The sequence below is a fragment of the Microbacterium sp. LWH7-1.2 genome (assembly GCF_038397755.1).
GTDB lineage: Bacteria > Actinomycetota > Actinomycetes > Actinomycetales > Microbacteriaceae > Microbacterium.
Window position 1 is genome coordinate 1,596,120 of sequence record NZ_CP151637.1, and the last position, 25,466, is coordinate 1,621,585.

Sequence of the window (25,466 nt, forward strand, 5' to 3'; positions counted from 1 at the left end):
CGGAGCGCGACCGGATCGGGTCCGGCCGCGCCGCTCAGCCGGTCACTTCTGCCCGTGAAGATGGGCGTTGCAGCCCCATTCCCCCAGTTCGGGGATGACGACGTCGGAAGCACCGCCGCCGTTCAGGCTGAGTGCCTTGCGGTCCGCCTGGTCGAACTGCCCCCAGTTCTGGGTCACTCCGCGCTCCACCTCTGAGCCGTCCGACTCGTGATCCTCCAGCCCGGAGAACGCGCACGGCGAGTTCGCGTTGCTCCGCGCGCCGGTCGGGTCTCCGTTGGCATTGAACTCACCCGCGAACGCGCCGCCCGCCGAGCCGAGCACGATGACGGCCCCCACCGCGAACCCCAGCATGATCTTCCTGCGCATGATGCGCCCCTTCCCAGTAGAAAAGGGCGGGCGTCGAGCCCGCCCGCCGCTAGCGAACTCCTCGACCCGGGCGCCGTCAATGGGGTGAATACCGGCCTGGTACCTAGGGTCTCGAGACCGCCGAGCGGCCTCGGAGAGGCAGGACGAGCGCGGGACGTCAGCGCGCGGTGGCGAAGCCGTATTGCGCGGGGGTGTGGATCGCGTCCGTGCGGATGCCGAGCTCGACCAGGTGGTCGACGATGTCGGCCGTGCCGAGGTAGCCGCCCAGCAGGTGGATGCGGGTCTCGTCACCATCGGTGCACAGCATCTCGTCGGCCCACGCGGTGACGGCGCGCGTCAGCGCCTCGCCCGAAGCGCAGCCCCGGCCGGTGCCCGGGGCGCCCGAGCGCTGCGAGCGGTCGAGCCACGTGACGACCATGCGGCTCGGCGCAGTGATCTCAGCCAGCCATGAGGCGTCAGGGACCTCGATGAAGACGCGGCCCGTCGAGCAGATCGGCAGGGTCGCGAGCACGGCCTCGAGCTCGGCCAGCGACGACTCGTCGGCCGTGATCAGATGCTGGACGCGCGTGTGACGCGACGCTCGGCACGCCGACGCGTTGTGCGCGGCACTCTGAGGCTGGATGTTCTGAACCATGACCCCTCCACTATAACCCCTGATGAAGGGTCGCCTTACCTCATTACGGACCGTGAAAAACGGATGCCTCGTTCCTAGGCGTCCCGCTGAAGCAGCACGCGGCGAAGCTCCACGATCTCGTCGTCTGCGAGCCCGTGCGTGCGCAGATACTCCGCGGCCGAGCCGTAGCGCTCGTCGACGTCGGCGAGGAGTGCGTGCATCACCGGCGCGGGCGAGCGCGCGACGAGATCCTCGACGTTCACCGCGCGGGGATGCATGGATCGGATCAGTGCGACGACGTAGCGATTGCGTCGCGCCGGGAGCAGAGCCTCCGTGCGCGCGTAGTCGGCGATGACCTCGTCGGCGTCGACGCCCGCTGCCGCCAGCGTGAGCGCGACGGTGACGCCGGTGCGATCCTTGCCGGCGGTGCAGTGCACGAGGACCGGCTGGTCGGCGAGGATGCCCCGCACCACCGCCACCACGTTGTCCGACGATTCGTCGACGATGAGGCGGTACATCTCGTCGAGACTGAGGTCGTCCCGGAAGAACGAGTCGACCGAGCCCAGGAACAGCGGCACACGCTGGGTCACGACGTCCATGCCCGCGGTGCGACTGGGATCGCGGGCGACCTCGTCGTCGGCGCGCAGATCGATGATGCGGCGCAGCCCGAGGCCGGCGAGGGCCCTCCCGCCCTTCGCGCCGAGCCGTGCCAGGTTTCCCGAGCGGAACAGGACGCCATAACGGGTGGTCGTCGCACCCGCGCGGAGCCCTCCGACATCGCGGAGGTTCACGGCGCCGGGAACGACGGGGTCGGAGAACGCCAGACGGCCCGGCCGCGCGGGATCCGACGGGTCGACCGGGTCGACCGACGGCGGATCGTCCGTCACCACGCCGCGCCCGCGGCGGCGTCCTTGTCTTCGCCGACGAGGTCGTCGCGGGGCGGCGTGCTGTACCGGCCCGCGATGGCGATCCGGTTGAACGCATTGATCGACACCAGGATCCAACTGAGGGCGACGTACTCCTTCTCGCTCAGCACTCCGCCGACGCGGTTGTAGACGTCGTCGGGGATGCCGTCCTCGTGGATGTAGACGTAGGCCTCGGCGAGCTCGAGGCCCGCGCGCTCCCGATCGGAGAAGACGCCGGACTCGCGCCATACCGGGAGCTGCGCGATGTCGTCCGCCGTGACGCCGGCGGCGAGCGCCCGCTCGACGTGCACCCGCACGCAGTACGCGCAGCCGTTGCGCTGCGACGCGTGGATCTGCACGAGTTCCTTGAGCCGGTCGTCGATGCCGTTCTCGGCGGCGATGCCGCCCACGGTCTTCGAGAAGGCCGAAAGCGCCTGGTAGGCGGGTCGCGCCGCCCGCGAGAGGTGCACGCGGTGTTCTGCCGTCATGACGCCAGACTACCGAGGGCACGCGGGCGCGGGGCCGGGCGTCGCCGGGGTGGGGCATGATGAGCGGGTGAGCGACCCCATCGACGAGTTCTCGTTCCTTCCCGAGCAGGCCGCGGAGGCCGGCATCGAGGCATCCGTCCCCCGCGGCGAGCGGCTGTCGCTCGCGCTCGCCGACGGCCGCACCCTGAGCGCGCTGCGCTACACCCCGGTGGACTCCCCCGACGCCACGCCCGTCGTGACGTTCCTTCACGGCGCGGGACTCAACGCCCACACGTGGGACACCACTGTCCTCGCGCTCGGACTTCCCGCGCTGGCGATCGACCTCCCCGGGCACGGGGATTCGTCCTGGCGCGACGACGCCGCGTACGTCGCGCGCGTCCTCGCACCCGACGTGGCCGCGGGGATCGACGCCTGGGCGGACGCCCCACAGCTGCTCGTCGGGCAGTCGCTGGGCGGGCTGACCGCCGCAGCCGTCGCGGCATCGCGACCCGACCTGGTGCGCGAGCTCGTCGTCATCGACATCACGCCGGGCCTGGATCCGAACGCCGGAGCACGGCAGATCCGCGACTTCTTCGCCGGCCCGGCCGACTGGGCGTCGCGCGACGAACTCGTCGACCGCGCACTCGCCTTCGGACTCGGCGGCGGCACGCGCCGCAAGGCCGAGCGCGGCGTCTTCTTCAACTCCCGCATCCGCTCCGACGGCCGCGTCGAGTGGAAGCACCACTTCGCGCGCCTGGCGAACGCGGCATCGGCATCGCCCGCGGCCGCCGCGAGCGCGGCTGCGCAGCAGGACGCGGTCTCCTCGGTGCTCGGCGAGTCCGGCTGGGAGGACCTCGCAGCCGTCGCCGCCCCGACGACGCTCCTGCGCGGCGAGCGCGGCTACGTCACGGAGGAGGACGCCGCGGAATTCGAGCGACGTGTGCCCGCGGCATCCGTCGCCGTCGTCGCGTCGGGGCACAACGTGCAGGAGGAGATCCCGCTCGAGCTGGGGGCACGGCTGCGCGCCATGGACGCCGTCGCATGACCGCTGCGGCGCCGGTGGGGAAGCATTAACGCTTCTGTTGCGTTCCGGGTAGCGGGTTGCCGAACGCCACCGCGGAATCCCTAGGCTGATACCCACCGGCAGCCCCGACCCCCCTGGGCAGCCCGGCGCCTCGCCCAGCACACGGGACGCTCCCCGAAAGGACATCCATGCTCCGTCGCACCGCTCTCGCCGCAGCGTCGCTGCTGGCCGCCGGTCTCCTCGTCCTCACCGCCTGCAGCGGTGGCGGCGGAAGCGCCGCGCCGACGACGCCCGGCGAGCCCGATCCCGACGCTTCGGTCGCGATCCGGCTGGTGCTCGAGCCCAGCAACCTCGACATCCGCGAGACCGCGGGGTCGGCGCTGGACCAGATCCTCGTCGACAACATCTACCAGGGCCTCGTCGCCCGCACGCCCGAGCAGGACGTCGTCCCCGCGCTCGCGAGGGACTGGACGGTCTCGCCCGACGGCCTCACCTACACGTTCACGCTGCGCGAGGGCGTGACGTTCCACGACGGCCAGGAGCTGACCCCCCAGGACGTCGTGTGGTCGCTCACCACGCGGCGCGACACGCCGGCGTGGCGCGACGCCTCACGTCTGGCGAACGTCACCTCGATCACCGCGGAGGGGCAGGACATCACGCTGACCCTCACCGAGCCCGACTCGAGCCTGCTGTGGAACCTCACCGGCCGGGCCGGCATCGTCCTCAAGGAGGGCGACACCGTCGACTACAAGACCAAGGCCAACGGCACGGGTCCGTTCGTGCTGACCCAGTGGCGCCAGGGCGACAGCATCACGCTCGAGCGCAACGACGCCTACTGGGGCGAAGCGTCGGGCGCCGCCGAGGTCGTGTTCGACTACATCCCCGACAACCAGGCCGCGCTCAACGCGGCGCTCGCAGGTGAGGTCGACGTGCTGACCGGGTTCGACGCGAACCTGAAGGAGCAGGTCGAGCAGAACGGCGACTTCGCGCTCGTGCTCGGCAAGTCCACCGACAAGGGCACGCTCGCGTTCAACCAGACCTCCGGCCCCCTCGCCGACAAGCGCGTACGCCAGGCGATCCGCCAGGCGATCGACCACGACGCCATCATCGAGGCGCTCGCGTCGGGCCAGACCCAGTACGGTCCGATCCCCGAGCTCGATCCCGGCTACGAGGACCTGTCGGACGTCGCACCGTACGACCCCGAGGCCGCGAAGGAACTCCTCGAGGATGCGGGCTACGAGGACGACCTCGAGCTCACGCTGACCATCCCGAACTTCTACTCGACGACGATCCCGCAGATCCTGGTCTCCGACCTCGACGAGGTCGGCATCACGCTCGAGGTCGACTCGGTCGACTTCACCACGTGGCTCACCGACGTCTACACGAACCACGACTACGACCTGAGCTTCGTGCTGCACACCGAGGCTCGCGACTTCGAGAACTGGGCGGACCCGGACTACTACTTCACCTACGACAACGCCGAGGTGCAGGACCTGTACGCCCAGTCGCTCGCGGCCACCGACGAGTCCGAGGCCGCGGACCTGCTCGAGCAGGCGGCCCGCATCGTCTCGGAGGATGCGGCGGCGGACTGGCTGTACAACGGAGCCTCCGTCGTCGCGATCGGCAGGAACGTCGTGGGCATGCCCACCGTCAACGTGAACGAGCGGCTGAACGCGGCCGAGATCGCCAAGAGCAACGGGTGATCCGGTACACGCTGACCCGATTCGCCCTGCTCCTGCTCGGGCTTCTCGTCGCCAGCGTGCTGATCTTCGTCACCCTCCGCGTGCTCCCCGGTGACATCGCGCACCTCATCGCCGGTGTGGGATCCACCCCCGAGCAGCAGGAGGCCATCCGGGAGCGGCTGGGCCTGGACCGCCCGCTCCCGGAGCAGTACCTCACCTGGATCGGCGGGCTGTTCCGCGGCGACCTCGGCACGTCCCTGCTGACGGGCACGAGCGTCGTGGACGAACTCGCCGAGAAGGCGGAGGTGACGGTGCCCCTCGGCATCCTGTCCCTCACGATCGCCGTCGTGATCAGCGTGCCGCTCGGTGTGCTCTCGGCGATGCGGCGCGGCCGCGCCGCGGGCACGGGACTCAGCGTCGGCGCACAGACTCTCGCCGCGGTGCCCGTGGTGTGGGCGGGAATGATGCTCGTCGTCGTCTTCGCGGTGTGGCTCGGCTGGCTGCCCGCGCAGGGCTTCCCGCGGTCGGGCTGGAGCGATCCGTGGGCGGCGCTGCGCTCGCTCTTGCTCCCCGCCCTCACGATCGGCATCGTCGAGGGCGCCATGCTGCTGCGGTTCGTGCGCAGCGCGACACTGCAGGCCGTCGGGCAGGACTTCGTGCGCACCGCCGCCGCGAAGGGACTCACCCGCGACCAGGCGCTCATCCGCCATGGCCTGCCCGTGGTCGGCCTGTCGGTGATCACGGTGCTCGGACTGCAGGTCGCGGGCATCATCGTGGGCGCCGTCGTGATCGAGCAGCTGTTCTCCCTCCCCGGCATCGGCCGCATGCTCGTCGCCGACGTCGCCGCGCGCGACCTGCCGAAGGTGCAGGGCGAGCTGCTGGCCCTGACCGGCTTCGTGCTCATCGTCGGGTTCGTGGTCGACCTCGTGCACCGCGTCATCGACCCCCGTCAGCGGGAGGCACCGTGAGCCCTTCGACGAGCTCAAGGAGCGTGCGCGGGACGGATGCTGCGCCCCCGGCGCCGCCCGCACCGCGGCGTCGGTCGCGGTGGGCGTGGCTCGGGCGGCTGTGGGCGCTGTCCACCGGGCGCTTCGGGCTCATCGTGGTCGCGGTCGTCGTCCTCACCGCGATCGTCGCCCGGTTCTGGACACCGTTCGACCCTCAGAACGTCGACATCGCGAACCGCTGGGCCCTCCCCGGCTGGCCTCACCTCCTCGGCACCGACGGCTCGGGCCGCGACATCCTGAGCCTTCTGATGGCCGGCGCCCGCACCACCGTGTTCGTCGCGATCGGCGCCGGCATCGTCGCGACGGTGATCGGCATCTCGCTCGCCGCGCTCGGCGCCCTCACCGCGCGGTGGGTGCGCGAGTCGGTGGCGGTGTTCGTCGACATCCTCATCGCGTTCCCGGTGCTGATCATCGCGATGATGATCTCGGCGGTGTGGGGCGGATCCCTGTGGGTCGTGATCTGGGCGGTCGGCATCGGCTTCGGCGTGAACATCGCCCGCGTCACGCGACCGGAGCTGCGCCGGGTGCTGCACAGCGACTTCGTCCTCGCCGGGCGGGCGTCGGGCCTCACGCCGACGCAGAACCTGTGGCGCCACCTCCTCCCCAACGTCGCGCCGGTGTTCATCGTGCAGCTGTCGTGGGGCATGGCGGTCGCCGTGCTCGCCGAAGCGGGCCTGTCCTACCTCGGATTCGGCGCGCCGGTCACCGAGCCGTCGTGGGGTCTGCTGCTCGCGCAGCTGCAGCAGTTCATCGCCGTGCACCCGCTGTCGGTGGTCTGGCCGGGCCTCGCCATCACGATCACCGTGCTGGGGCTCAATCTGCTCGGCGACGGCCTTCGCGAGGCCACCGACCCGACGCTCTCCCGCAGCCCCTTCGCCACCCGTCGCGCGCGTCTTCACATCCCGGAGGTGGTGTCGTGAGCCTCGAGGTGCACGACCTCACGATCGACCTCGGCGGGCGCCGCGTCGTCGACGGCATCTCGTTCGCCGTGCCCGACGGCGCACGCGTCGGCCTCATCGGCGAGTCGGGCTCGGGCAAGTCGCTGACGGCCCTGGCCATCCTGGGGCTCCTCCCCGACGGTGCGACCGCGTCGGGGAGTGTGCGGTGGAACGGCCGCGAGATCCTGGGCCTTCCCGATGCCGAGCTGGCAGAGCTGCGCGGCGACGAGATCGGCATCGTCTTCCAGGAGCCGCGCACAGCGCTCAACCCGATCCGCACGGTCGGCCGCCAGATCGCCGAGTCGATCCGCATCCACGAGGGGCTGTCGAAACAGGATGCCGCCGCCCGAGCGATCGCCGAGGCATCGCGGGTCGCCCTCCCCGATCCGCAGCGCATCGTGGCGCGCTACCCCCACCAGCTGTCGGGCGGCCAGCGCCAGCGGGTCGCGATCGCCATGGCGCTCGCATGCCGGCCGCGGCTGCTCATCGCCGACGAGCCGACCACGGCGCTGGACGTCACGATCCAGGCCGACATCCTCGAGCTGCTGCTGTCGCTCGCCCGCGACGACGGCATGTCGCTCGTCTTCATCACGCACGACCTCGCCGTGCTGTCGCAGATCGCCACGCACGGTGTGGTGCTCGAGCAGGGACGCGTGGTGGAGGAGGCGCCGGTGTCGCGGCTGCTCTCGGCTCCGGCATCCGTCGTCACCCGGGAGCTTCTGCGCGACGCGACCGCGACTCTCTGGCGACCGGAGGGAGCTCGCACCCGCGCGCCGGGGGCCTGGGGTGAAGCCCCGGAAGGAGGAGCATGACCCTGCTGATCCGCGGGCGCGGGCTGACGCGCCGCTACCCCACGCCGAAGACGCAGCTGTTCGAGAAGCGCACATTCACGACGGGCCTCGAAGACGCCGACATCGACGTGCGCGAGGGCTCCGCCGTCGGTCTCATCGGCGAGTCGGGCTCCGGCAAGTCGACGCTCGTACGCCTCCTGCTGGCCCTCGACACCCCCTCCGCCGGAACCCTGGAGTTCGACGGGCGACCGGTCGACGCGAAGGCCTCGGCGCGCTCCCTGCACTGGCTGCGCACGCAGACGGGGATCGTCTTCCAGGACCCGTACGCGTCGCTCGACCCGCGCATGAGCGTCGGGCGCATCGTCGGCGAGCCGCTGTGGGCACTGGGGATCGACGGCGACCGCCGCGCGCGCGTCCGCGAGGTGCTGGCGGATGTCGGCCTAGAGGCCGACATGGCCGACCGGTTCCCGCACGAGTTCTCGGGCGGCCAGCGGCAGCGCATCGCCCTGGCGCGCGCGATCGTGCACCGCCCGCGCCTGCTCGTCGGCGACGAGCCGCTGTCGGCGCTCGACGTCACGGTGCGCGCGCAGATCCTCGAGCTGCTCGGCGAGCTCCGCGCCCGCGACGGTCTCACGCTCCTCATGGTGTCGCACGACATCGGCGTCGTGCAGAACCTGTGCGACGAGGTCGTCGTCATGAAGGACGGCCGCATCATCGAGGAGGGCCCGACCGAGAAGGTGCTGCTGCAGCCGCAGGTCGCGTACACCCGGCGGCTGCTGGCGTCGATCCCGGTGATCGACGCCGGTACCGCCTGACCGCTCCGGGGGCGGCGAGGCGGCGCGGGTCGTCGGAGGCCGCCGATAGGTTCGGAGGATGAGCCCCGGAATCGTCCCCCCGTACCTGCTCGCCCGCATCGCCGCCGTGCAGGAGGAGAACTGGGCTCGTGCCGCCGACGCGGCGCACCGCACCCTCGTGGCGCCGCGGGAGTACCGTCCGGTGCGCTCACGTCTGCGGTTGTCGATCCAGGAGCCGGGCACGCTCGTCGCCGAGGCGACGCCCGCGCCCGACCGCGAGATCTCCGACGCGGAGCACCGCGAGGTGCTTCCGGGCACGCGGGTGCGCGGCGAGGACGACGCGCCGACCGGGGACGCCTCCGTCGATGAGGCGTACGAGGGTCTCGGTGCGACGTACGACTTCTGGTGGGACGCGTACGCGCGGGACAGCATCGACGGCTCGGGCAGCTCGCTCCTGGCGACCGTGCACTACGGCCGCGAGTACGACAACGCCTTCTGGAACGGCGAGCGCATGGTCTTCGGAGACGGCGACGACGAGGTGTTCCGGGGTTTCACGCGATCGCTCAGCGTCATCGCCCACGAGCTCGCGCACGGCGTGATCGAGGACGAGGGCGGCCTGCTGTACCGCGGGCAGTCGGGCGCGCTCAACGAGTCCATCGCCGACGTCTTCGGGGCCCTCGCCGAACAGCACCGGGAGGGACAGACCGTCGACGAGGCCACGTGGCTCATCGGCGAGGGGATCTTCACGGATGCCGTGGAGGGCGTCGCCCTGCGATCGCTCAAGGCGCCCGGTACCGCCTACGACGACGACGTGCTCGGCAAGGACCCGCAGCCGGGGCACATGCGCGACTACGTCGAGACGCGCGACGACAACGGCGGCGTGCACATCAACTCCGGCATCCCCAACCACGCGTTCTATCTCACGGCGGAGGCGCTCGGCGGCCACGCGTGGGAGCGCGCCGGGCTCATCTGGTACCGCGCGCTCACGTCGGGGACGCTCCCCTCCACCGCCGACTTCACCACGTTCGCCCGCGCCACCCTCGCGGCGGCGGCCGCGGAGTACGGTGAGGAGTCGGAGGAGGTCGACGCCGTCTGCGCCGGGTGGACGGGTGTCGGCGTGATCCCGGATGACCGAGAACCCGAGTCCTGACCCGATCGCGTCCTCCGCCGCGCCGCCGGCGGTCGAGGTCGACGTCGCGCGCACCGGCGGCATCGCCGGCATCACGCGGCGCTGGTCGGCGCAGCCGCCCGAGGCGGAGGCGCCCCAATGGATCACGCTCATCGATCGCTGCCCGTGGAGCGAGGCGGGTACCGCGACCGGCGAGCACGAGGACGATGCCCCCGCCGCCCCGCCCCGCCCGGCGCCGCGACGGCGGGATCCGATGCCCGACGGCTTCGTGTGGTTCATCCGCGCGACGTGGTCGGGTGCGGATGCGCGCGAGGCCGAGCTGCCGGACGACGAGGTCGTGGGCGCCTGGCGCGAGCTCGTCGACGCCGTGCGCGACTGGAACCGGCAGCGCTCCGGCACGGGTCGGCCGGGTCGCTGAGGATCAGCGCGCGAAGAGGCCCTTCTTCTTCGCCGGCTTGAGGGCCTTCTGCATGTAGATCGTGCCCAGCCAGCGGCCGAACTTGAAGCCGACGCGGCCCATGCGCCCGACCTCGACGAAGCCGAGCTTCTCGTGCAGGGCGACCGAGCCCTCGGCGCCCTTGTCGCTGATCACCGCGACCATCTGCCGGATGCCCACGGCTTCGCACGCCTCGATGAGCGCTTCGAGCAGCGCTCGGCCGAGCCCCTTGCCCGTGGCCGCCTGACCGAGGTAGATCGAGTTCTCGACCGAGAACCGGTAGGCGGACTTGCTCGACATCGGCTGCACGAGCGCGTACCCGAGGATCTGGCCCGACGGCGACTCCGCGACCAGGAACGGCAGCCCCTGCTTGGCGAGCCCGGCGCGCTTCTTGCGCCACTGCGCCACCGACCAGACGTCCTCGTCGAAGGTCACGACCGAGTTGGTCACGTAGTAGTTGTAGATCTCGCGGATGTCGGGGATGTCCCTGTCCTCGACAGGACGGATCGTGAACGAGAACGGACGCTCGGGCTCGGACTGCCGCTGCAGATGGCGCGGCAGCTTGCGGCGATCCTTCTCGTATTCCTCTTCCAGCATGAACTCTCCTCGATCTGCGGTCGGCCGGCGGCCCTACGCAGGCAGCCGCCAGTCGACGGGGTCGGCTCCCTGCTGGGCGAGCAGCTCGTTGGCCCGCGAGAACGGCCGCGAGCCGAAGAACCCCCGGCTCGCCGAGAGCGGCGACGGATGCGCCGATTCGATGATCGGCGTGGCGCCCAGCAGCGGCCGCAGGTTCGCTGCATCCCGCCCCCACAGGATCGCCACGAGGGGCCTGCCCCGCGCGACGAGTGTGCGGATCGCGTGCTCGGTCACCTTCTCCCAGCCCCAGCCGCGGTGGGATGCCGGCGCCCCAGGCGCGACCGTGAGCACGCGGTTGAGCAGCATGACGCCCTGGTCGCTCCAGGCGGACAGGTCGCCGTGCGGGGCGCGCGGAATGCCGAGGTCCGACTCCAGCTCCTGATAGATGTTGCCGAGGCTCCGCGGCAGCGGGCGCACGTGCGCGTCGACCGCGAAGGACAACCCGATCGGATGCCCCGGCGTGGGGTACGGGTCCTGCCCCACGATGAGCACCTTGACGTCGGGCAGCGGTCGCTGGAACGCGCGCAGCACGCGGTCGCCGGCCGGGAGGTACTGCCGCCCGGCGGCGACCTCGGCGCGGAGCCGCTCTCCGAGCGCCGCGATGTCGGTGCCGACCGGGGCGAGCGCTGTCGACCACTCCGGGTCGATGAGTCCCGCGTCCGCGAGCTCGGGCAGGGTCATCGCCATGTCAGACCCGCTCCGCCGTCGTCGTCATGACGAGTTCGAGCCCGCCGTCCATCGGCGCCGCCTCGAAGCTCACGGTCGCCGCCACCAGTTCATGAAGCGATGCGACGTGAGTGCCGCCGCACGGGATCCGGGCCTCGGCCCCGGGCAGCTCGCACACCCACGCGCGGCGGTCGGCGAGTGCCTCGCCGTCGCGCTCGATGCGCACGGCGCCGCCGGCGGCGATCCACTCGGCCAGCTGCGCATCCACTCGAGCCGCGAGCGCGTCGAGGTCGTCGAGCGCCGCGGGATCGAACCCCTTGCGCCGGAGCGACTTGCCGATGCGGTACACGTCGCGCGAGCCGTCCGGCAGGATCCGCGACTCCTGGATCGCGAGCGCGTCGAATGCGGGCGCACCGAGCGCGTCGGTCTGCACCTCTTTGCGCCACGCGCCGGCCAACGCCGCGTCGAAGGCGAGCGAGGCCAGATGGCACGCGGTGTGCCCCGCAGACAGGGCGGCGCGGTAGGCGGCATCGACCGTCACGTCCACGGTGTCGCCCACCGCGACCCCGGCGCCGCTCTCGACGATGTGCGCGACGACGAACGTCCACCCGTCGGTGCCGGTGCGCACCGGGACGTCGGGGCCGAGCAGCAGGCCGTCGCCCTGGGTCGCGCCGACGACCGCGTCGATCACGGAGAGTTCGGCGTCGCCGACCCGAAGCATGCCGCGGTCGGCGGGCTGGTCGGGCCACGCGGTGTCGACCGGGTGGAACGCGGTCTCGTCGAGCACGACGGCCCACCGCCCTTCCCCGGCGTCGGCGACATGGACCACGGTGCCGCGGGATGAGACGGCGCCGGCCGGGTACGTGACGACGGTGCCGTCGGTGAGGGTCACAGCTCCTCCGTGCCGCGCGGGCGCAGCGGACCGCGCGCGAGGAGGAACTGCGCCGACTGCGCGACCGGGCGCATCGTGATGAGGTCGAGGTTGACGTGTCCGGGAGCGTTGAGGGCGTAGGCGATGACGTCCGCGACGTCGTCGGCGGTCAGCGGGTTCTGGACCCCGTCATACACGCGCTCCGCGGCCACGCTGTCGCCGCCGAGGCGGTTGAGGGTGAACTCCGGCGTGTGCACCATGCCCGGCGCGACCTCGATCACGCGGATCGGCTCGCCGTTGAGCTCGAGCCGGAGGGCGTGCGCGAGCATCGCCTCGCCGGCTTTGGCGGCGTTGTAGCCCGCGCCGCCGGCGTAGGCGGTCTGCGCGGCGGTGGAGGTGACGAAGAGGGTGTCGGCGTGACCGTCGGATGCCGCGGCCCGGCGCAGCTGCGGCATCAGCGCTGCGACCAGCCGCTGTGCCGAGAGCACATTGGCGTCGAACATCCACTGCCAGTCCTCGACCCGGCCGTCCTCGACGCGGTCGGTGCCGCGCGCCCCGCCGGCGACGTGGACCAGCGCGTGCACGGGGCCCGAATCCGCCAGGAATCCGGTGAGCGCTTCGACGTCGGCATCCGTCGTCAGGTCCGCCGCGAACGCGACAGCGCCGGTCTCGGCTTCGAGCGCGGCGAGCCGATCGGCTCGTCGTGCGACGCCGACCACGTCCCATCCGCTCGCGCGCAGCGCGCGCACCGCCGCCTCGCCGATCCCCGAGCTCGCCCCGGTCACCACCGCACGTCTGTTCGCCATACCGACAACGCTACCCACGTCGCGCCCGACGGCACTCCCCGACCGGGAATCCGTGGCCGGAGCGCGTTACGTCACATTTCCCCGACGTTGTTGACAACCCCGGGTTCTCCGTACTCTCGAACCCGGCTGGGGGGCACGCTCCCGGCATCCGATCCCGCAGGAGCAGGCCATGTCCGCACCCGAGAACTGGCGTTTCGAGACCAAGCAGATCCACTCGGGGGCTCAGCCCGACCCGGTGACCAAGGCTCGCGCGACGCCGATCTATCAGACCACGTCGTACGTCTTCGACAACGCCGACCACGCGGCGAACCTCTTCGCGCTCGCGGAGTTCGGCAACATCTACACCCGCATCCAGAACCCGACGCAGGCGGTCGTCGAGGAGCGCCTCGCCGCGCTCGAGGGGGGCACCGGCGCCCTGCTGCTCGCGAGCGGCCAGGCTGCGGCCACGTTCGCGGTGCTCAACATCGCCGAGGCGGGCGACCACATCGTGTCGTCGAGCTCCATCTACGGCGGTACGTACAACCTCTTCAAGTACACGCTCGCCAAGCTCGGCATCGAGGTCACCTTCGTCGAGAACCAGGACGACCTCGAGGAGTGGCGCCGCGCCGTCCGCCCGAACACGAAGCTGTTCTTCGCCGAGACCATCGGCAACCCCAAGATCAACGTGCTCGACATCCGCGGCGTCGCCGACGTCGCCCACGAGAACGGCGTTCCGCTCATCGTCGACAACACGATCGCGACCCCGTACCTCATCAAGCCGTTCGAGCACGGCGCCGACATCGTCGTCCACTCGGCCACCAAGTTCCTCGGTGGCCACGGCACCACCATCGGCGGCGTGATCGTCGACGGCGGCACGTTCGAGTGGTCGAAGAACGTCGAAAAGTTCCCCGGCCTCACCGTTCCGGACCCCTCGTACCACGGCGCGTCCTACACGGCCGCGGTGGGCGACGGCCTCGCCTACATCATCAAGGCGCGCGTGCAGCTGCTGCGCGACCTCGGATCGGCGATCTCGCCGAACAGCGCATGGCTGCTCATCCAGGGCATCGAGACCCTGTCGCTGCGCGTCGAGCGTCACGTGCAGAACGCGCAGGAGATCGCGGAGTGGCTGGAGAACCACTCCGACGTCGCCTCGGTCAACTACTCGGGTCTGCCGACCTCGCCGTGGTACGCCGCGGCGAACACCTACGCCCCGAAGGGCGTCGGTGCGGTGCTGTCGTTCGAGCTCAAGGGCGGTGTCGAGGCGGGCCGCGAGTTCGTCAACTCGCTGGCGCTCTTCAGCCACCTGGCCAACATCGGCGACGTGCGCTCGCTGGTCATCCACCCGGCGTCGACGACGCACTCGCAGCTCACGCCCGAGCAGCAGCTCACCACGGGTGTCACGCCGGGTCTCGTTCGCCTCTCGGTGGGTCTCGAGAACATCGACGACCTCAAGGCCGACCTCGAGCAGGCGCTCGCCGCGGCTCGACGCGTGTCGGAGGCAGCTCGCGCCTGATCCCTTCCTCGGGATACGGATGCCGTGTACCCGCGCCGTGCGCGGGCACGCGGCATCCGTCATTCCCGGTCGGTGTCGGGCTCGTCCGCGAGGTCGGCCGCCAGCTCCTCGGCAGTGAGGTGCGCACCCGGAACCGGACGCGGCAGCGTCGGCGCGACGTCGTCCGTGTGCCAGGGCCGCTGATCGCCTTCGGCGACATCGCTCTCGGCCGCGTCGAAGATGACGTCGGTGTCGTGATCGAGGTCGTGCTCCTGCGGCGGCACCGCCGCACGGGGCTCGTGGGCGGGCATGAACGGCTCAGCGGTCGACATGCGCGCATTCTGCCATGCGCGGTGTAACAGACGGCACCACCCCGCATGCGCACGCGAGAATGGACGAATGGACTGGCAGACCTCCGAAGACACGGTGCCGAGCGCGCCCGTGACGGAGGCCGACGCGCGCCTGCTGCTGGGCCGCCCTCCGTCGACCGGTGCGTGGCGCGACGGCGACCCGCTGGGCGAACGCCACTTCGCCGCGTTCGGGGGATTCCGCACCGAGGGCGGCCGCGAGCTGCCGGCATACCGCCTCGCGTACGAGACCTGGGGCGAGCTCAACTCCGCCCGTGACAACGCCGTGCTCGTGCTGCACGCGCTCACCGGCGACAGCCACGTGCGCGGGCCGGCCGGGGCGGGGCACCCGACGTCAGGCTGGTGGGACGACATCGTCGGCCCTGGTGCGCCGATCGACACCGACCGCTGGTTCGTCGTTGCCCCGAACATGCTGGGGGGATGCCAGGGGTCGACGGGCCCGGCGTCGATCGGCCCCGACGGCTACGAGTGGGCGTCGCGCTTCCCGTACCTCACGATCCGCGACCAGGTCGCCGCGCAGGTGCGCCTGGCCGACGCGCTCGGCATCGACGTCTGGGCCGCGGTCGTGGGCGGGTCGATGGGCGGCATGCACGCGCTCGAGTGGTCGATCATGCTCCCCGATCGCGTGGCGCGCGTCGGCATCCTGTCGTCGCCGCCCGTCAACACGGCCGACCAGGTCGCCCTCAACTCGGTGCAGCTCGAGGCGATCCGCATCGACCCGCGCTTCCAGGGCGGCGAGTACTACGACGCCGGGGACGGTGACGGCCCGAACCGCGGGCTCGCTCTCGCGCGCCGCATGGCCCTGCTCAACTACCGCTCCCCCACGGAGCTCAACCAGCGCTTCCAGCGCACCTGGCAGTCGGGTGTGAGCCCGCTCGGGCACGGCGGGCGCTTCGCCGTCGAGTCGTACCTCGACTTCCACGGCAACAAGTTCACACGGCGCTTCGACGCGAACTCGTACATCACGCTCGTCGAGGCGATGAACTCGCACGACGTCGGCCGCGACCGCGGCGGCGTCGAGGACGCCCTCGCCCTCGTCACCGCCAAGGCCCTGGTGCTCGGCATCGACAGCGACCGGCTCTTCCCCATCGACGGGCAGCACCGTATCGCGCGCGGCATCCGCAACACCCTCGACGGCGACCGCGCCGTCGTCCTCTCGAGCGACTTCGGCCACGACGGCTTCCTCATCGAGACGACCGCCGTCGGCGCCCACGTGCGGCGGCTCCTCGAGGCCTGAGCCGACGTCTCGCGGTATCACCGTTGCGAAAGCGGTGCTCTCTCACTGGGCAGAGTCCCAAGGAGGGAACCATGAGCACTGATACCCAGCCGGGCGCCGAGTCGCCCGCAGACGCATTCGTCGCACAGCCCTTCCTGCGCGAGCAGCTCGGCCTGAACGGAGACCACGCCCGCGCAGCGGGCGACGGCGCGGACAGCTTCCGCGACGGCGCCGACGGCGATGGGCGCGCGCGCCTCCCCGTCGACATCCGGGCCTCGCTCGAACAGGTCCGGCCCGATCGCGGGAGGTTCCACGGCGCGAAGTTCTCGCTCGGGTACTTCCCCGCGCGCGAGGTGTTCGCGATGGACGCCGACAAGTTCGGCTACCTCACGAAGCCGAAGGTGAGGTCGAAGAGCCGGCTCCCGCTGAACGCGAACTCCCGCGCGCTGCTCGAGAAGCTCGGGCATCTGATGGGCAACAGCGGCCGCGAGACGGCGCCCGACTCGACGACGCCCTCGGGCTACACCTACGTCGGGCAGTTCGTCGACCACGACATCACCCTCGACGTGTCATCCGCGCTGGACTCGCCGACGCTCGTCGACGCGCACGTCATCAACAACATGCGCTCGCCGCTGCTCGATCTCGACAGCGTGTACGGCAGGGGACCCGCGGTGGACGCATTCCTCTACGCCGCTCCCGCGCCGGGCGAGCCGGCCTCGGCGTTCCGCATGCTGCTGGGCACCAACCTTCCGAGCGGCCTCGGTGGCGCGGGCGGGTCGGCCGGTGCGGCCGGGATGGTCGCGCACACCGACTTCGACGTGCCGCGCACCTCGGCGCTCACCGCGATCATCGGCGACCCGCGCAACAACGAGAACCTGATCGTGTCGCAGCTGCATCTCACGATGCTGCGGTTCCACAACGCGATCGTGGACTCGCTGGTCGCGTCGGGCTTCGCCGGTGACATCTTCGTCGAGGCCAAGCGTCAGGCGACCCTCCACTACCAGTGGGCGGTCGTGCACGACTTCCTCCCGCGCATCTGCGGACAGGCCGCCGTCGACGACGCCCTCGCGTCCGCGCCGGGCTTCCCGCCGCCGGGAAGCCCGTTCACGATGCCCGTCGAGTTCTCGGTCGCCGCGTACCGCTTCGGCCACAGCATGATCCGCGACGAGTACTGGCTGAACTTCGAGCTGCGCAACAAGCCGATGTCGGACGTCTTCGCGTTCATCCACGAGCCGCACCTGCCGGTGCGCTCGAACTGGGTCGTCGACTTCAACGCGTTCTTCGAGACCGGCATCCCGGTGCCCGTGTTCAACAACGCACGCAAGATCGACAGTGTGCTGGCGAGCGCCCTCGAGGACCTCGACGGCAACGGCATCCCGAACGAGCTGATGGGCGTGCTCGCGGTGCGCAACCTGCTCCGCGGACTCGTCCTGGGCCTGCCGAGCGGGCAGGCGACGGCCGCGGCGCTCGGCGTGCCCGTGCTCTCGACCGCCCACCTCACGGCCGGTCTTCCGGCGGACGAGGTCGCCGTCCTGCAGGAGCAGGGCGGGCTCCTCCTGCAGAAGACGCCGCTGTGGTACTACGTGCTGCGCGAGGCGATGGTGGCCGCGAACGGCGAGCATCTCGGACCGCTCGGCGCGAAGATCGTGGCCGACACGTTCGCACGGATGCTGCGGCGCGACGCCCTGTCGCTGCTGAACGTCCCGTTCGCGCCGACGCTGGGAGCGGCGCCCGGCACGTTCACGTTCGCGGACCTGGTCCGCGTCGCGAAGGTGATCGGAGTCTGAACGCGCGTCAGCCTGTGCGCTGATAGCGCCACGGGAGGGCGCCGATCTCGAGGCGATGACGGGACCCGGATGCCGCAGCCGCAGCATCCGGGTCCCACTCCTCGTCGCCCTGCCACAGCAGCAACGGGCCCTCACCGCCGCGGCGGGCGACCGTCTCGAAGCGCTGCACACCGCCGAGGCGCGCCGCGCCGGCGACCGATTCCGCGTCGGCGTGATCGGCCAGGCCGTGCAGCGTCACCCAGGTCGGCGGATACAGCGTGAAACCGCCCTGACCGTGCCGCGCGAGAGCGTCGGCGGGACGCAGCCACTCGGCGGCCACGACCTCGTCGGCCGACAGCGTCAGCGCACCCGCGTCGGCGTGCGTCACGAAGAACCAGGTACGGATCCGCAGCGCGAGGCCGGGCGGTGGATCCCAGCACGACAGCGCCACGAGCGCACCGGCGTCGAGCGCGAGCCCGGTCTCCTCGTGCGTCTCGCGCACACCGGCGCGGCGTGCCACGGACTCTTCCGGCTCGTCGTCGGCGCCGCGGTCGGCGTCTTCGAGCTTTCCGCCGGGGAACACCCAGGCCCCGGCGAACGATCCGCGGTCGGGCCGTTCGATCATCAGCACCTCGAGCCCGTGGGCGCCGTCGCGCAGCAGCACGACCGTCGCGGCGACGGGAACGGCCGGGTCGGTGGCATCCTCGGGCCGGCGCGTCCGCGCGCCGCCGATCGAGTCACTCAGCGCCTGCAGCGCACGCTCCGCGTTCGGCGTCGGTTCCGGCACCCGCTCACTCTACTCACCGCGCGGGCCGGTCTCGGCGGACACCTCGGACCGCGGCGGGCACCCGGCGCCGCTCGAGAATGAGACTCGCCGTCGCGAGCACCAGCCCTGCGAGTGCGAGCCCCACGCCCACCCACGCCGGTGCCCCGAATCCCCAGCCGGCGGCGATGACGACGCCGCCGAGGAAGGCGCCGAGGCTGTTGCCGATGTTGAGGGCCGAGTGGTTCAACGCCGCAGCGATCGACTGGTTGTCCTCGGCGACGTCCATCAGCCGCGTCTGGATCGTGGGGCTGAGGGCGGACGCCACGAACCCGACGGCGAACACGAAGAACGCGAGCGCCCAGATCCACTGCGCGGTGATGGCGAGCAGCGCGAGCACTGCCGCGAGTGCCACCAGGCCTCCGATCAGCGTGCGTTTGAGGTCGACGTCGGCGAGATGCCCGCCGACGAGGTTGCCGACCGTCATGCCGATCCCCATGAGCACGAGCACGATCGGCACGGCCCACTCCGGCGAGCCCGCGACCTCCGTCACGAGCGGCGCGACGTAGCTGTACACCGCGAAGAATCCGCCGAATCCGATCGCACCGACGCCCAGCGCCAGCCACACCTGCCCGATGCGGAACACCTTGAGCTCGGCGCGGAGCGTGCGCGAGGGATCGCCCGGATGCTCGGGGACGAAGAACGTGATCAGCACGGTCGCCGCCGCGAAGATGCCTGCCACGACCATGAACGCCGCACGCCACCCGAGCTGCTGACCGAGATACGTGCCCAGCGGCACACCGACGACGTTGGCGACGGTGAGGCCGGTCAGCACGAACGCGACGCCCTTCGCCCGCCTGCCCGGACCGAGCACGTCCGCCGCGACGAGCGCCCCGATGCCGAAGTACGCGCCGTGCGGGAGCCCCGCGAGGAATCGGGATGCCGCGACCCACTCGAACGTGGGTGCCAAGAAGGTGAGCGCGTTGAACACGGTGAGCGCGAGAGCCAGACCGATCATCACGCGGTGGCGCGGGTACTTCGCCACGGCGCCTGCGATCGTCGGCGCGCCGACCACGACGCCGAGCGCGTAGAGCGAGATGAGCCAGCCGGCCTGATAGATCGCGTCCTCCTGGCGGAGCTGCCAGAGCGACGGAAGCAGGTCGGAGCCGATGTTCGGGAGCAGGCCCATGACGACGAACTCGGTCATGCCGATGCCGAAGCTGCCGACGGCGAGGGAAAGGAGCGCCCACGCCGCCCCCGTCTTCTGATTCGAAGAGGTCGTCAGATTCGAGGAGGACACCACGTCACGCTAGCGGTGGCGGCAGCATCCTGTCGAATCGATTCGGCACGGGGGTGACGCGGAACGCCACGAGCCCGCGGGAACGCAGCCTCAGTCGTCCCTGGGTTCGATCGTCTCACCGGAACAGCCGGCCAACGTGCTCGACCGATGGAGCGTCGGGAGCGAGCTTCGGCCGGCGGGACGCCGTGTCGACGCCCCCGACGCGGTTGCTGCGCTCGGTGAGCGCGACGAGCCCCAGGTGCGCATCGGCGGTGTAGCAGACGAGCTTGCCCTTCTGGTCCTTCGTCCGGCCGAGCAGGCCTGCTTCGGCCAGCTCCGTCAGCGCGCGGTACGCCGCGCTCGTGGACGTACCCCAGCGCTCGGCGGCGCGCTCGACGGTGAGCACGGGTTCGTTGGCGAGGTTCTGGAGCACTCTCAGCGATACCGCGTCGCTGCGCGGCTTCGCGGGCTTGATGCCCTGCTCCGTCCGGTACTGGATGAGCCGCTCGAGGAGGTCCTTGTCCAGCTCGTCCACCTCGGCGGCGAGGTTCAGGGCGCCGCCGGCGGCTCGCTCGACGGCCGCCGCGAAGCCGATGACCCAGTCGTCCAGCCGCGGCGGGAACTCCCGGAACGCGTCCAGCCCGTCCAGATACGAATCCGTGTCTCCGGCGAACACCGTGCTGATGGGGATCAGCACATTCCGGAGCGCGTCGCCTCTGGCGAGCACTGTGTGGATGAGCGCGCGGCCGGTCCTGCCGTTGCCGTCGACGAACGGGTGGATCGTCTCGAACTGCGCATGCGCGATCGCCGCGCGCACCACGGGGTTCCCCTCGGTCTCGGTGACGAAACCGGCGAGGTCTTCCAGCAGGCGCTGGACGTCCTCTTCGGGCGGCGGCACGAAGTCAGCACGCAGCGGGCTGTAGCCGGTGCCTCCGACCCAGTTCTGCTCGATGCGAATGCCGCGTTCGAGTCCGGGCTCGATGACGTGCTGCAGATCCTCGATGTCCGAGACGGTGATCGGCCTGGCCCGATCTGCGAGCTGCTCGATCGCCTGCTCGGTGGCGCGCACGTTTGCGACGACGTCGAGAGCGACGCGCGGTCCCTGCTGGAGCGCCTCTGCAATCGCCAGCTTCTTCGGCGTGACGCGGTTGCCCTCGATCCAGCTCGAGGAGATCGACTCCGAGCGGATGAGGAGGTGGCTGAGGAACTTCCCCCGCTCCCCCAGTCGCTCGTCGGCGCGACCGAGCACGACCAGCGCATCGGCTGCCGCCGCCTGCGCGTCCTCGCCCAGCTGCGGGAGTTTCGTCCCGAGCTCGTCAGGCACGTACGCCTGATACCGGCCGGGATGGCGGTCGCGCCGGCTCAGCCCGAACCCGGACTCGTCGCCCGGACGCCACAGGCGCTCTACGTAGTGAGCCACCGTCAACCTCCTTCGCGCTTCTGCTGATTTTCACTCTAGCGCGATAAACGCAAAATAGCTCTGGACTATTTCCCAGCTATCCAGCTAGGCGCGCGGGGCCATGTCGGTTGCGCTGCGGAGGGTTGCATGTCACCGTCGCCATCGACGGCGACCTCGGCGGCGGCGGCCCCGCCGCTGCTGCTGCTCGTGCTGCTGGCCTCGGCGGCGGTGATGCTCGCGCGCTACTCCGTCGCGCCGTCTTCCAGCGCGCGCTCGAGACGCTCGACTTTGCCGTCGATCTCACCGGAGTGGCCCGGGCGGATGTCGGCCTTCAGGACGAGGGACACCCGCGAGCCATACGGCATCACCGCCTCGGTGGCCCGCTTGACGACATCCATCACCTCGTCCCAGCTGCCTTCGAGCTCGGTGAACATGCTGTTCGTCCTGTTCGGCAAGCCGGAGTCACGGACGATCTTCACGGCGGCCGCCACGGCGTCGTGCACCGAACCGTCGGCGCGGCCGGTTCCGCTGGGTGCCACGGAGAAGGCGACGAGCATGGGGACCTCCGACTCTGGGGGAGCGACGGGCGACGGATGCTGCGGCCCGACGTCTACTCTGACACGCGCAGCGGCAGCGCCTGGCGCACGGGCACTCGCGCCACGCGCACCACGACCCACACGAACAGCGCCAGCAGAGTCACGTTGCGTAGCACGAGGAGCCACACGGCCGCGGGTGTCAGCACGAGGATCCAGTCGTACCAGAACGGGAAGATCGCCTGCGTGAGGGCGAGGATCACGACGGTGAGGCCGGCGGGACGCAGCCACCGGCGCCGATCGATCGCGAGGCCGATGACGATCGGCGCGATCAGCCACGTCATGTACTGCGGCGAGCCCACCTTGTTGAGAACGATGAAGCCGAGCACGAGCGCGGCCGCCAGCGGCGGGAACAGCGCGACGAAGGAGGCGCCCCGCCAGGCCTTGACCGCGCCGGTCACCGCGATCGCCAGCACACCGAGCATGAGGACCGGGGTCATCAGCATGATGACGGTGTCGACCGAGGGGCCGGTGATCTGGAACGTGATCAGGTCGGGGTCGTAGAAGATCCGCGCTCCGGGCACCTCCGCCAGGGCCAGCAGCAGGTAGACGCTGCTCACCGGCGCTTCGATCTGCAGGCCGCGCGAGGTCTGGTCGCCCACGAAGCCGAGGAGGTGAGGGCCACCGCCGGCGAGCAGGACGACCGCGACGACGACCGCCGAGACGGCCGCGGCTCCCCCGATGATCGCGAGCCGGCGGCGCACCGCGATCACGGCGGTCGCGAGCAGTGCCGCCGGCCACACCTTGATCCACGTCGCGACGGCGAGGAGCGCGGAGCCGAGCCAGGGGCGCCCGATGAGCCACAGCGAGCCGGCGACCGCGAACGGCACCGTGATCGCGTCCAGCCGGTACATGCCCACACCGCCGAGCGCGAGGATTGCCGCCAGCCAGAACCATGCGGCGAGCATGCGGCCGCGAGACCTGCCTCGGCCCACCAGGAGCGCGAACGCTGCGGCGTCGAGCGCCGTCACGAGCAGCCCCCAGCCGAGCGTGTAGTCGACGACCCCGCGGAACGCCCCGACGAGCAGGATCGGCAACTGCGCCAGCGGCGGATAGATCCAGTCCTCGGTGATGCCGGGGAACGCATCGCCGCTGAGCGTGAGCCCCGCCCACCAGCGATACAGCTGGTCGACGTCCCACGACGCAGCGTGGTCGTCGACGAACCCGAGCCAGATCACCACGGCGTGGACGAGGACGAACGCGACCCACACCCACGTCCGCCGCAACACCCCTTCATCCTAAGGAGCGCGGACGAGCGTCCCGGGACGCGCTCAGAATCGGAGTAGAGGGCGACGCGCCGGGAACGGATGCTGCGACACCGCGTGTCCGCGAGACCTCCGATGCTGTGCACGACGCGGCGCGGGTCGCGCACGTGTCAGGCGCGGGCGAGCACCTCCGCGACCGCGCGGGGCATCGCCTCCGCGACGTCCAGCGCCGTGATCGGCCCGTCCCCGAACGGCGGGGAGCTCGACGCGCCCGCGATGCTCGCCCCTTCGGCGGCGATCGCACCCGCCCGCCCGTGCAGCCACGCACCCGAGGCGGCGAGCGCGGCGAGGGAGGCGGCATCCGTGTGTCCGCCCTGAGCGACAGCACCCGCGACCAGGGCTCCGATGACGCCGGCGAGCACGTCGCCGGTCCCGGCGGTTGCGAGCCAGGGTGTGCCCGCCCCGACGGCAGCCGCCCAGCCGTCCGGTGCGACGACGACGGTCACCGCACCCTTGAGGAGCACCACCGCTCCGGTGGCCTCGGCGGTCTCGCGGGCGGCGTCGACGCGGTCGGCCGGCGCGTGCCCCAGGCCGAGCGCCGCGCGCAGCCGCGCGTGCTCGCGGTCGTGCGGCGTGAGGATCCGCGGGGCGGTGGCCTCGGCGGCGAGATCCAGGGCGCCTGCGTCGACGACGACGGGGTCGGTGTCGGACAGCAGGGCCCGCAAGGCCGCGGTGTCGGACGGAGTGCGGGCCGAGGCATCCGTTCCCGATCCGATCACCCACGCCTGCACGCGTCCGTCGGCGGACACCGTCTCGGGCCGTCGTGCCAGCACCAGATCGGTCGGACGGCCGGGCCCGAGGTAGCGCACCATGCCGAGGCCCGTGCGCCAGGCAGCCTCGACACCGAGGACCGCGGCTCCCGGATAGGCCTCGGAGCCCGTCCGCATGCCCAGCACGCCTCGGGAATACTTGTCGTCGTCGGCGGTTGGCCTCCGCAGGGCGCGAGCGGCATCGGCGCGCGTCCACGTCCTCACCATGCGGCCACAGTACCGCGCACCCGATCCGATCCGGAGACCCGATGAGCCGCCTCTTCACCCCCCTCAGCCTGCGCGACGTGACGGTGCGCAACCGCCTCTGGGTCTCCCCGATGTGCCAGTACAGCGCCGTCGACGGCGTGCCGCAGGAGTGGCACCACACGCACCTGGCGCAGTTCGCGTCGGGCGGTGCGGGGCTGGTCGTCGCGGAGGCGACGGCGGTGTCGCCCGAAGGCCGGATCTCGCCGGAGGACACCGGCCTGTGGAACGACGCGCAGCGCGAGGCGTGGACACCGATCGTCACCGCGATCCGCAGCCGCGGGGCGGTCGCAGGCGTGCAGCTCGCGCACGCGGGGCGAAAGGCCTCGACATGGTCGCCGTTCTCGGGGCGCCGGGGATCCGTCGCCGCCGAAGAGGGCGGCTGGAGCACCGTCGCCCCGTCGGCGGTCGCATTCGACGGCTACGCCGAACCGCTGGCACTCGACATCGCCGGCATCGACCGCATCGTCGACGACTTCGCGGCGGCCGCGCGCCGTGCCGTCCAGGCCGGCTTCCAGGTGCTCGAGGTGCACGGCGCCCACGGGTACCTGCTGCACCAGTTCCTCTCGCCGCTGTCGAACCTCCGCGATGACGAGTACGGCGGCTCGCTCGAGAACCGCGCGCGCCTGCTGCTGCGGGTGCTCGACGCGGTAGCCGATGCCGCCCCCGGCATTCCCGTCATCGTGCGCTTCTCGGCCACCGATTGGGCCGAGGGTGGCTGGAACCCCGACGAGACCGCGACCGTCGCCCGCTGGGCGGCCGAGCGCGGCGCGGACTTCTTCGACATCTCCAGCGGAGGGCTCGTCGCCCACCAGAAGCTCACGACCGGGCCCGGGTACCAGGTCGAGCTCGCAGCGCGCATTCGGCGCGAGGCCGGCGTGCCGGTCAACGCCGTGGGCATGATCGACGACGCGGTGCACGCCGAGCGGGTGCTCGCCGAGGATCTCGCCGACGCCGTGATGGCCGGCCGCGAGTGGCTGCGCGACCCGCACTACGGCCTGCGCGCCGCGTCCGAGCTCGGCGCCGAGATCGACTACTGGCCGGCGCAGTATCTCCGCGCGCGCCTCTGACCCGAGACGTTCCCCGGGTTCGGGGCGCAGCGCGCGCGTTCGGCGCGCGCGCCGTGCGCCCCGAACGTTCGCGACGCGCCCCGATCCCGAATCACAGACCCGGAAAGAGGTGAGCGGATGCTGCGGCCCCGG

The 25,466-nt window shown here is 71.4% G+C and carries 27 protein-coding genes; 12 read left to right on the top strand and 15 right to left on the bottom strand.

Annotation, left to right across the window (positions count from 1 at the left end):
• Window positions 1-42: 42 nt before the first annotated feature.
• From MRBLWH7_RS07610 to MRBLWH7_RS07625, 4 genes are all read right to left on the bottom strand, one after another.
• Window positions 43-366: a hypothetical protein gene (locus tag MRBLWH7_RS07610; protein WP_342000754.1), complete on the bottom strand. Its 324-nt coding sequence runs from the start codon at window positions 364-366 to the stop codon at window positions 43-45.
• Between the two features lie 157 nt (window positions 367-523).
• Complete coding sequence (locus MRBLWH7_RS07615; protein ID WP_342000755.1) at window positions 524-1,000, bottom strand: SIP domain-containing protein; 477 nt, start codon at window positions 998-1,000, stop codon at window positions 524-526.
• A 74-nt stretch (window positions 1,001-1,074) separates the two neighbouring features.
• Window positions 1,075-1,866, bottom strand: a complete 792-nt coding sequence (locus tag MRBLWH7_RS07620) for a tyrosine-protein phosphatase (RefSeq protein WP_342000757.1) — start codon at window positions 1,864-1,866, stop codon at window positions 1,075-1,077.
• The gene (locus MRBLWH7_RS07625) at window positions 1,863-2,372 is read right to left on the bottom strand and encodes a carboxymuconolactone decarboxylase family protein (protein ID WP_310289493.1); all 510 of its coding nucleotides are present in this window, start codon (window positions 2,370-2,372) and stop codon (window positions 1,863-1,865) included. Before MRBLWH7_RS07625 ends, MRBLWH7_RS07620 begins: the two co-directional genes overlap by 4 nt.
• Before the next feature lie 67 nt (window positions 2,373-2,439).
• Between MRBLWH7_RS07625 and MRBLWH7_RS07630 the strand changes: the two genes are divergently transcribed.
• The 8 genes from MRBLWH7_RS07630 to MRBLWH7_RS07665 all read left to right on the top strand — a co-directional run bounded on the left by MRBLWH7_RS07630 (window position 2,440) and on the right by MRBLWH7_RS07665 (window position 10,134).
• Window positions 2,440-3,396: an alpha/beta hydrolase gene (locus MRBLWH7_RS07630; RefSeq protein WP_342000761.1), complete on the top strand. Its 957-nt coding sequence runs from the start codon at window positions 2,440-2,442 to the stop codon at window positions 3,394-3,396.
• A 167-nt stretch (window positions 3,397-3,563) separates the two neighbouring features.
• Window positions 3,564-5,078: an ABC transporter substrate-binding protein gene (locus MRBLWH7_RS07635; protein WP_342000763.1), complete on the top strand. Its 1,515-nt coding sequence runs from the start codon at window positions 3,564-3,566 to the stop codon at window positions 5,076-5,078.
• Complete coding sequence (locus MRBLWH7_RS07640) at window positions 5,075-6,025, top strand: ABC transporter permease (protein WP_342000765.1); 951 nt, start codon at window positions 5,075-5,077, stop codon at window positions 6,023-6,025. The genes MRBLWH7_RS07635 and MRBLWH7_RS07640 overlap by 4 nt, the downstream gene beginning before the upstream one ends.
• A gap of 98 nt (window positions 6,026-6,123) precedes the next feature.
• Window positions 6,124-6,984, top strand: coding sequence for an ABC transporter permease (locus tag MRBLWH7_RS07645; RefSeq protein ID WP_342001966.1), 861 nt, complete (start codon window positions 6,124-6,126; stop codon window positions 6,982-6,984).
• Window positions 6,981-7,814 carry an ABC transporter ATP-binding protein gene (locus tag MRBLWH7_RS07650; protein ID WP_342000767.1) on the top strand — a complete coding sequence of 278 codons (834 nt, stop codon included), beginning with the start codon at window positions 6,981-6,983 and terminating at the stop codon, window positions 7,812-7,814. The genes MRBLWH7_RS07645 and MRBLWH7_RS07650 overlap by 4 nt, the downstream gene beginning before the upstream one ends.
• The gene (locus MRBLWH7_RS07655) at window positions 7,811-8,608 is read left to right on the top strand and encodes an ATP-binding cassette domain-containing protein (protein ID WP_342000769.1); all 798 of its coding nucleotides are present in this window, start codon (window positions 7,811-7,813) and stop codon (window positions 8,606-8,608) included. Before MRBLWH7_RS07650 ends, MRBLWH7_RS07655 begins: the two co-directional genes overlap by 4 nt.
• Window positions 8,609-8,666: 58 nt before the next feature.
• Complete coding sequence (locus tag MRBLWH7_RS07660; protein ID WP_342000771.1) at window positions 8,667-9,737, top strand: M4 family metallopeptidase; 1,071 nt, start codon at window positions 8,667-8,669, stop codon at window positions 9,735-9,737.
• The gene (locus tag MRBLWH7_RS07665) at window positions 9,715-10,134 is read left to right on the top strand and encodes a hypothetical protein (RefSeq protein ID WP_342000773.1); all 420 of its coding nucleotides are present in this window, start codon (window positions 9,715-9,717) and stop codon (window positions 10,132-10,134) included. The genes MRBLWH7_RS07660 and MRBLWH7_RS07665 overlap by 23 nt, the downstream gene beginning before the upstream one ends.
• Before the next feature lie 3 nt (window positions 10,135-10,137).
• Here the strand turns inward: MRBLWH7_RS07665 and MRBLWH7_RS07670 are convergent, their stop codons facing one another.
• The 4 genes from MRBLWH7_RS07670 to MRBLWH7_RS07685 are packed head-to-tail and all read right to left on the bottom strand — an operon-like array spanning window position 10,138 to window position 13,131.
• Window positions 10,138-10,749, bottom strand: a complete 612-nt coding sequence (locus tag MRBLWH7_RS07670) for an N-acetyltransferase family protein (RefSeq protein WP_342000775.1) — start codon at window positions 10,747-10,749, stop codon at window positions 10,138-10,140.
• A 33-nt stretch (window positions 10,750-10,782) separates the two neighbouring features.
• The gene (locus MRBLWH7_RS07675; protein WP_342000777.1) at window positions 10,783-11,475 is read right to left on the bottom strand and encodes a uracil-DNA glycosylase; all 693 of its coding nucleotides are present in this window, start codon (window positions 11,473-11,475) and stop codon (window positions 10,783-10,785) included.
• Between the two features lies 1 nt (window position 11,476).
• Window positions 11,477-12,346 carry a metal-dependent hydrolase gene (locus MRBLWH7_RS07680; RefSeq protein WP_342000779.1) on the bottom strand — a complete coding sequence of 290 codons (870 nt, stop codon included), beginning with the start codon at window positions 12,344-12,346 and terminating at the stop codon, window positions 11,477-11,479.
• Window positions 12,343-13,131, bottom strand: coding sequence for an SDR family oxidoreductase (locus tag MRBLWH7_RS07685; protein ID WP_342000782.1), 789 nt, complete (start codon window positions 13,129-13,131; stop codon window positions 12,343-12,345). The genes MRBLWH7_RS07680 and MRBLWH7_RS07685 overlap by 4 nt, the downstream gene beginning before the upstream one ends.
• Before the next feature lie 169 nt (window positions 13,132-13,300).
• On the opposite strand from MRBLWH7_RS07685, the gene MRBLWH7_RS07690 reads away from it, so the two are divergent.
• Entirely contained in the window at window positions 13,301-14,623 is a 1,323-nt protein-coding gene (locus MRBLWH7_RS07690) for a bifunctional o-acetylhomoserine/o-acetylserine sulfhydrylase (protein WP_342000784.1), read from the top strand.
• Between the two features lie 59 nt (window positions 14,624-14,682).
• Here MRBLWH7_RS07690 and MRBLWH7_RS07695 read toward each other — a convergent pair whose 3' ends face one another.
• Window positions 14,683-14,934 (bottom strand): hypothetical protein, encoded by a 252-nt coding sequence (locus MRBLWH7_RS07695; protein WP_342000786.1) that lies wholly within the window; start codon window positions 14,932-14,934, stop codon window positions 14,683-14,685.
• A 67-nt stretch (window positions 14,935-15,001) separates the two neighbouring features.
• On the opposite strand from MRBLWH7_RS07695, the gene MRBLWH7_RS07700 reads away from it, so the two are divergent.
• Together MRBLWH7_RS07700 and MRBLWH7_RS07705 are read left to right on the top strand one after the other, a co-directional pair.
• Complete coding sequence (locus tag MRBLWH7_RS07700; protein WP_342000788.1) at window positions 15,002-16,207, top strand: homoserine O-acetyltransferase; 1,206 nt, start codon at window positions 15,002-15,004, stop codon at window positions 16,205-16,207.
• 71 nt (window positions 16,208-16,278) lie between these two features.
• Window positions 16,279-17,973, top strand: a complete 1,695-nt coding sequence (locus tag MRBLWH7_RS07705; protein WP_342000790.1) for a heme peroxidase family protein — start codon at window positions 16,279-16,281, stop codon at window positions 17,971-17,973.
• Between the two features lie 7 nt (window positions 17,974-17,980).
• Here MRBLWH7_RS07705 and MRBLWH7_RS07710 read toward each other — a convergent pair whose 3' ends face one another.
• The 6 genes from MRBLWH7_RS07710 to MRBLWH7_RS07735 form a co-directional block, all read right to left on the bottom strand.
• Window positions 17,981-18,739 carry an NUDIX hydrolase gene (locus MRBLWH7_RS07710; protein ID WP_342000792.1) on the bottom strand — a complete coding sequence of 253 codons (759 nt, stop codon included), beginning with the start codon at window positions 18,737-18,739 and terminating at the stop codon, window positions 17,981-17,983.
• A gap of 13 nt (window positions 18,740-18,752) precedes the next feature.
• Window positions 18,753-20,015 carry an MFS transporter gene (locus MRBLWH7_RS07715; RefSeq protein ID WP_342000794.1) on the bottom strand — a complete coding sequence of 421 codons (1,263 nt, stop codon included), beginning with the start codon at window positions 20,013-20,015 and terminating at the stop codon, window positions 18,753-18,755.
• Between the two features lie 115 nt (window positions 20,016-20,130).
• A complete protein-coding gene (locus MRBLWH7_RS07720) occupies window positions 20,131-21,414 on the bottom strand; it encodes a Fic family protein (RefSeq protein ID WP_342000796.1) in 1,284 nt (427 codons plus the stop codon).
• Window positions 21,415-21,635: 221 nt separating this feature from the next.
• Window positions 21,636-21,950 (bottom strand): thiamine-binding protein, encoded by a 315-nt coding sequence (locus MRBLWH7_RS07725; RefSeq protein ID WP_342000798.1) that lies wholly within the window; start codon window positions 21,948-21,950, stop codon window positions 21,636-21,638.
• A 53-nt stretch (window positions 21,951-22,003) separates the two neighbouring features.
• On the bottom strand, window positions 22,004-23,215 hold the full coding sequence (locus tag MRBLWH7_RS07730) for a glycosyltransferase 87 family protein (protein ID WP_342000800.1): 1,212 nt from the start codon (window positions 23,213-23,215) through the stop codon (window positions 22,004-22,006).
• A gap of 146 nt (window positions 23,216-23,361) precedes the next feature.
• Entirely contained in the window at window positions 23,362-24,228 is an 867-nt protein-coding gene (locus MRBLWH7_RS07735; protein ID WP_342000802.1) for an ADP/ATP-dependent (S)-NAD(P)H-hydrate dehydratase, read from the bottom strand.
• Between the two features lie 41 nt (window positions 24,229-24,269).
• Here MRBLWH7_RS07735 and MRBLWH7_RS07740 point away from each other — a divergent pair, with 41 nt between their 5' ends.
• Window positions 24,270-25,334 (top strand): NADH:flavin oxidoreductase/NADH oxidase, encoded by a 1,065-nt coding sequence (locus tag MRBLWH7_RS07740; protein ID WP_342000803.1) that lies wholly within the window; start codon window positions 24,270-24,272, stop codon window positions 25,332-25,334.
• The last annotated feature ends 132 nt before the right edge of the window (window positions 25,335-25,466 follow it).

Coding starts and splice junctions, on each gene's coding strand:
- MRBLWH7_RS07625 (WP_310289493.1), bottom strand. CDS start 2,372: ATGACGGCAGAACACCGCGTGCACCTCTCGCGGGCGGCGCGACCCGCC.
- MRBLWH7_RS07695 (WP_342000786.1), bottom strand. CDS start 14,934: ATGTCGACCGCTGAGCCGTTCATGCCCGCCCACGAGCCCCGTGCGGCG.
- MRBLWH7_RS07670 (WP_342000775.1), bottom strand. CDS start 10,749: ATGCTGGAAGAGGAATACGAGAAGGATCGCCGCAAGCTGCCGCGCCAT.
- MRBLWH7_RS07675 (WP_342000777.1), bottom strand. CDS start 11,475: ATGGCGATGACCCTGCCCGAGCTCGCGGACGCGGGACTCATCGACCCG.
- MRBLWH7_RS07655 (WP_342000769.1), top strand. CDS start 7,811: ATGACCCTGCTGATCCGCGGGCGCGGGCTGACGCGCCGCTACCCCACG.
- MRBLWH7_RS07665 (WP_342000773.1), top strand. CDS start 9,715: ATGACCGAGAACCCGAGTCCTGACCCGATCGCGTCCTCCGCCGCGCCG.
- MRBLWH7_RS07740 (WP_342000803.1), top strand. CDS start 24,270: ATGAGCCGCCTCTTCACCCCCCTCAGCCTGCGCGACGTGACGGTGCGC.
- MRBLWH7_RS07700 (WP_342000788.1), top strand. CDS start 15,002: ATGGACTGGCAGACCTCCGAAGACACGGTGCCGAGCGCGCCCGTGACG.
- MRBLWH7_RS07690 (WP_342000784.1), top strand. CDS start 13,301: ATGTCCGCACCCGAGAACTGGCGTTTCGAGACCAAGCAGATCCACTCG.
- MRBLWH7_RS07685 (WP_342000782.1), bottom strand. CDS start 13,131: ATGGCGAACAGACGTGCGGTGGTGACCGGGGCGAGCTCGGGGATCGGC.
- MRBLWH7_RS07660 (WP_342000771.1), top strand. CDS start 8,667: ATGAGCCCCGGAATCGTCCCCCCGTACCTGCTCGCCCGCATCGCCGCC.
- MRBLWH7_RS07725 (WP_342000798.1), bottom strand. CDS start 21,950: ATGCTCGTCGCCTTCTCCGTGGCACCCAGCGGAACCGGCCGCGCCGAC.
- MRBLWH7_RS07635 (WP_342000763.1), top strand. CDS start 3,564: ATGCTCCGTCGCACCGCTCTCGCCGCAGCGTCGCTGCTGGCCGCCGGT.
- MRBLWH7_RS07610 (WP_342000754.1), bottom strand. CDS start 366: ATGCGCAGGAAGATCATGCTGGGGTTCGCGGTGGGGGCCGTCATCGTG.
- MRBLWH7_RS07735 (WP_342000802.1), bottom strand. CDS start 24,228: ATGGTGAGGACGTGGACGCGCGCCGATGCCGCTCGCGCCCTGCGGAGG.
- MRBLWH7_RS07615 (WP_342000755.1), bottom strand. CDS start 1,000: ATGGTTCAGAACATCCAGCCTCAGAGTGCCGCGCACAACGCGTCGGCG.
- MRBLWH7_RS07705 (WP_342000790.1), top strand. CDS start 16,279: ATGAGCACTGATACCCAGCCGGGCGCCGAGTCGCCCGCAGACGCATTC.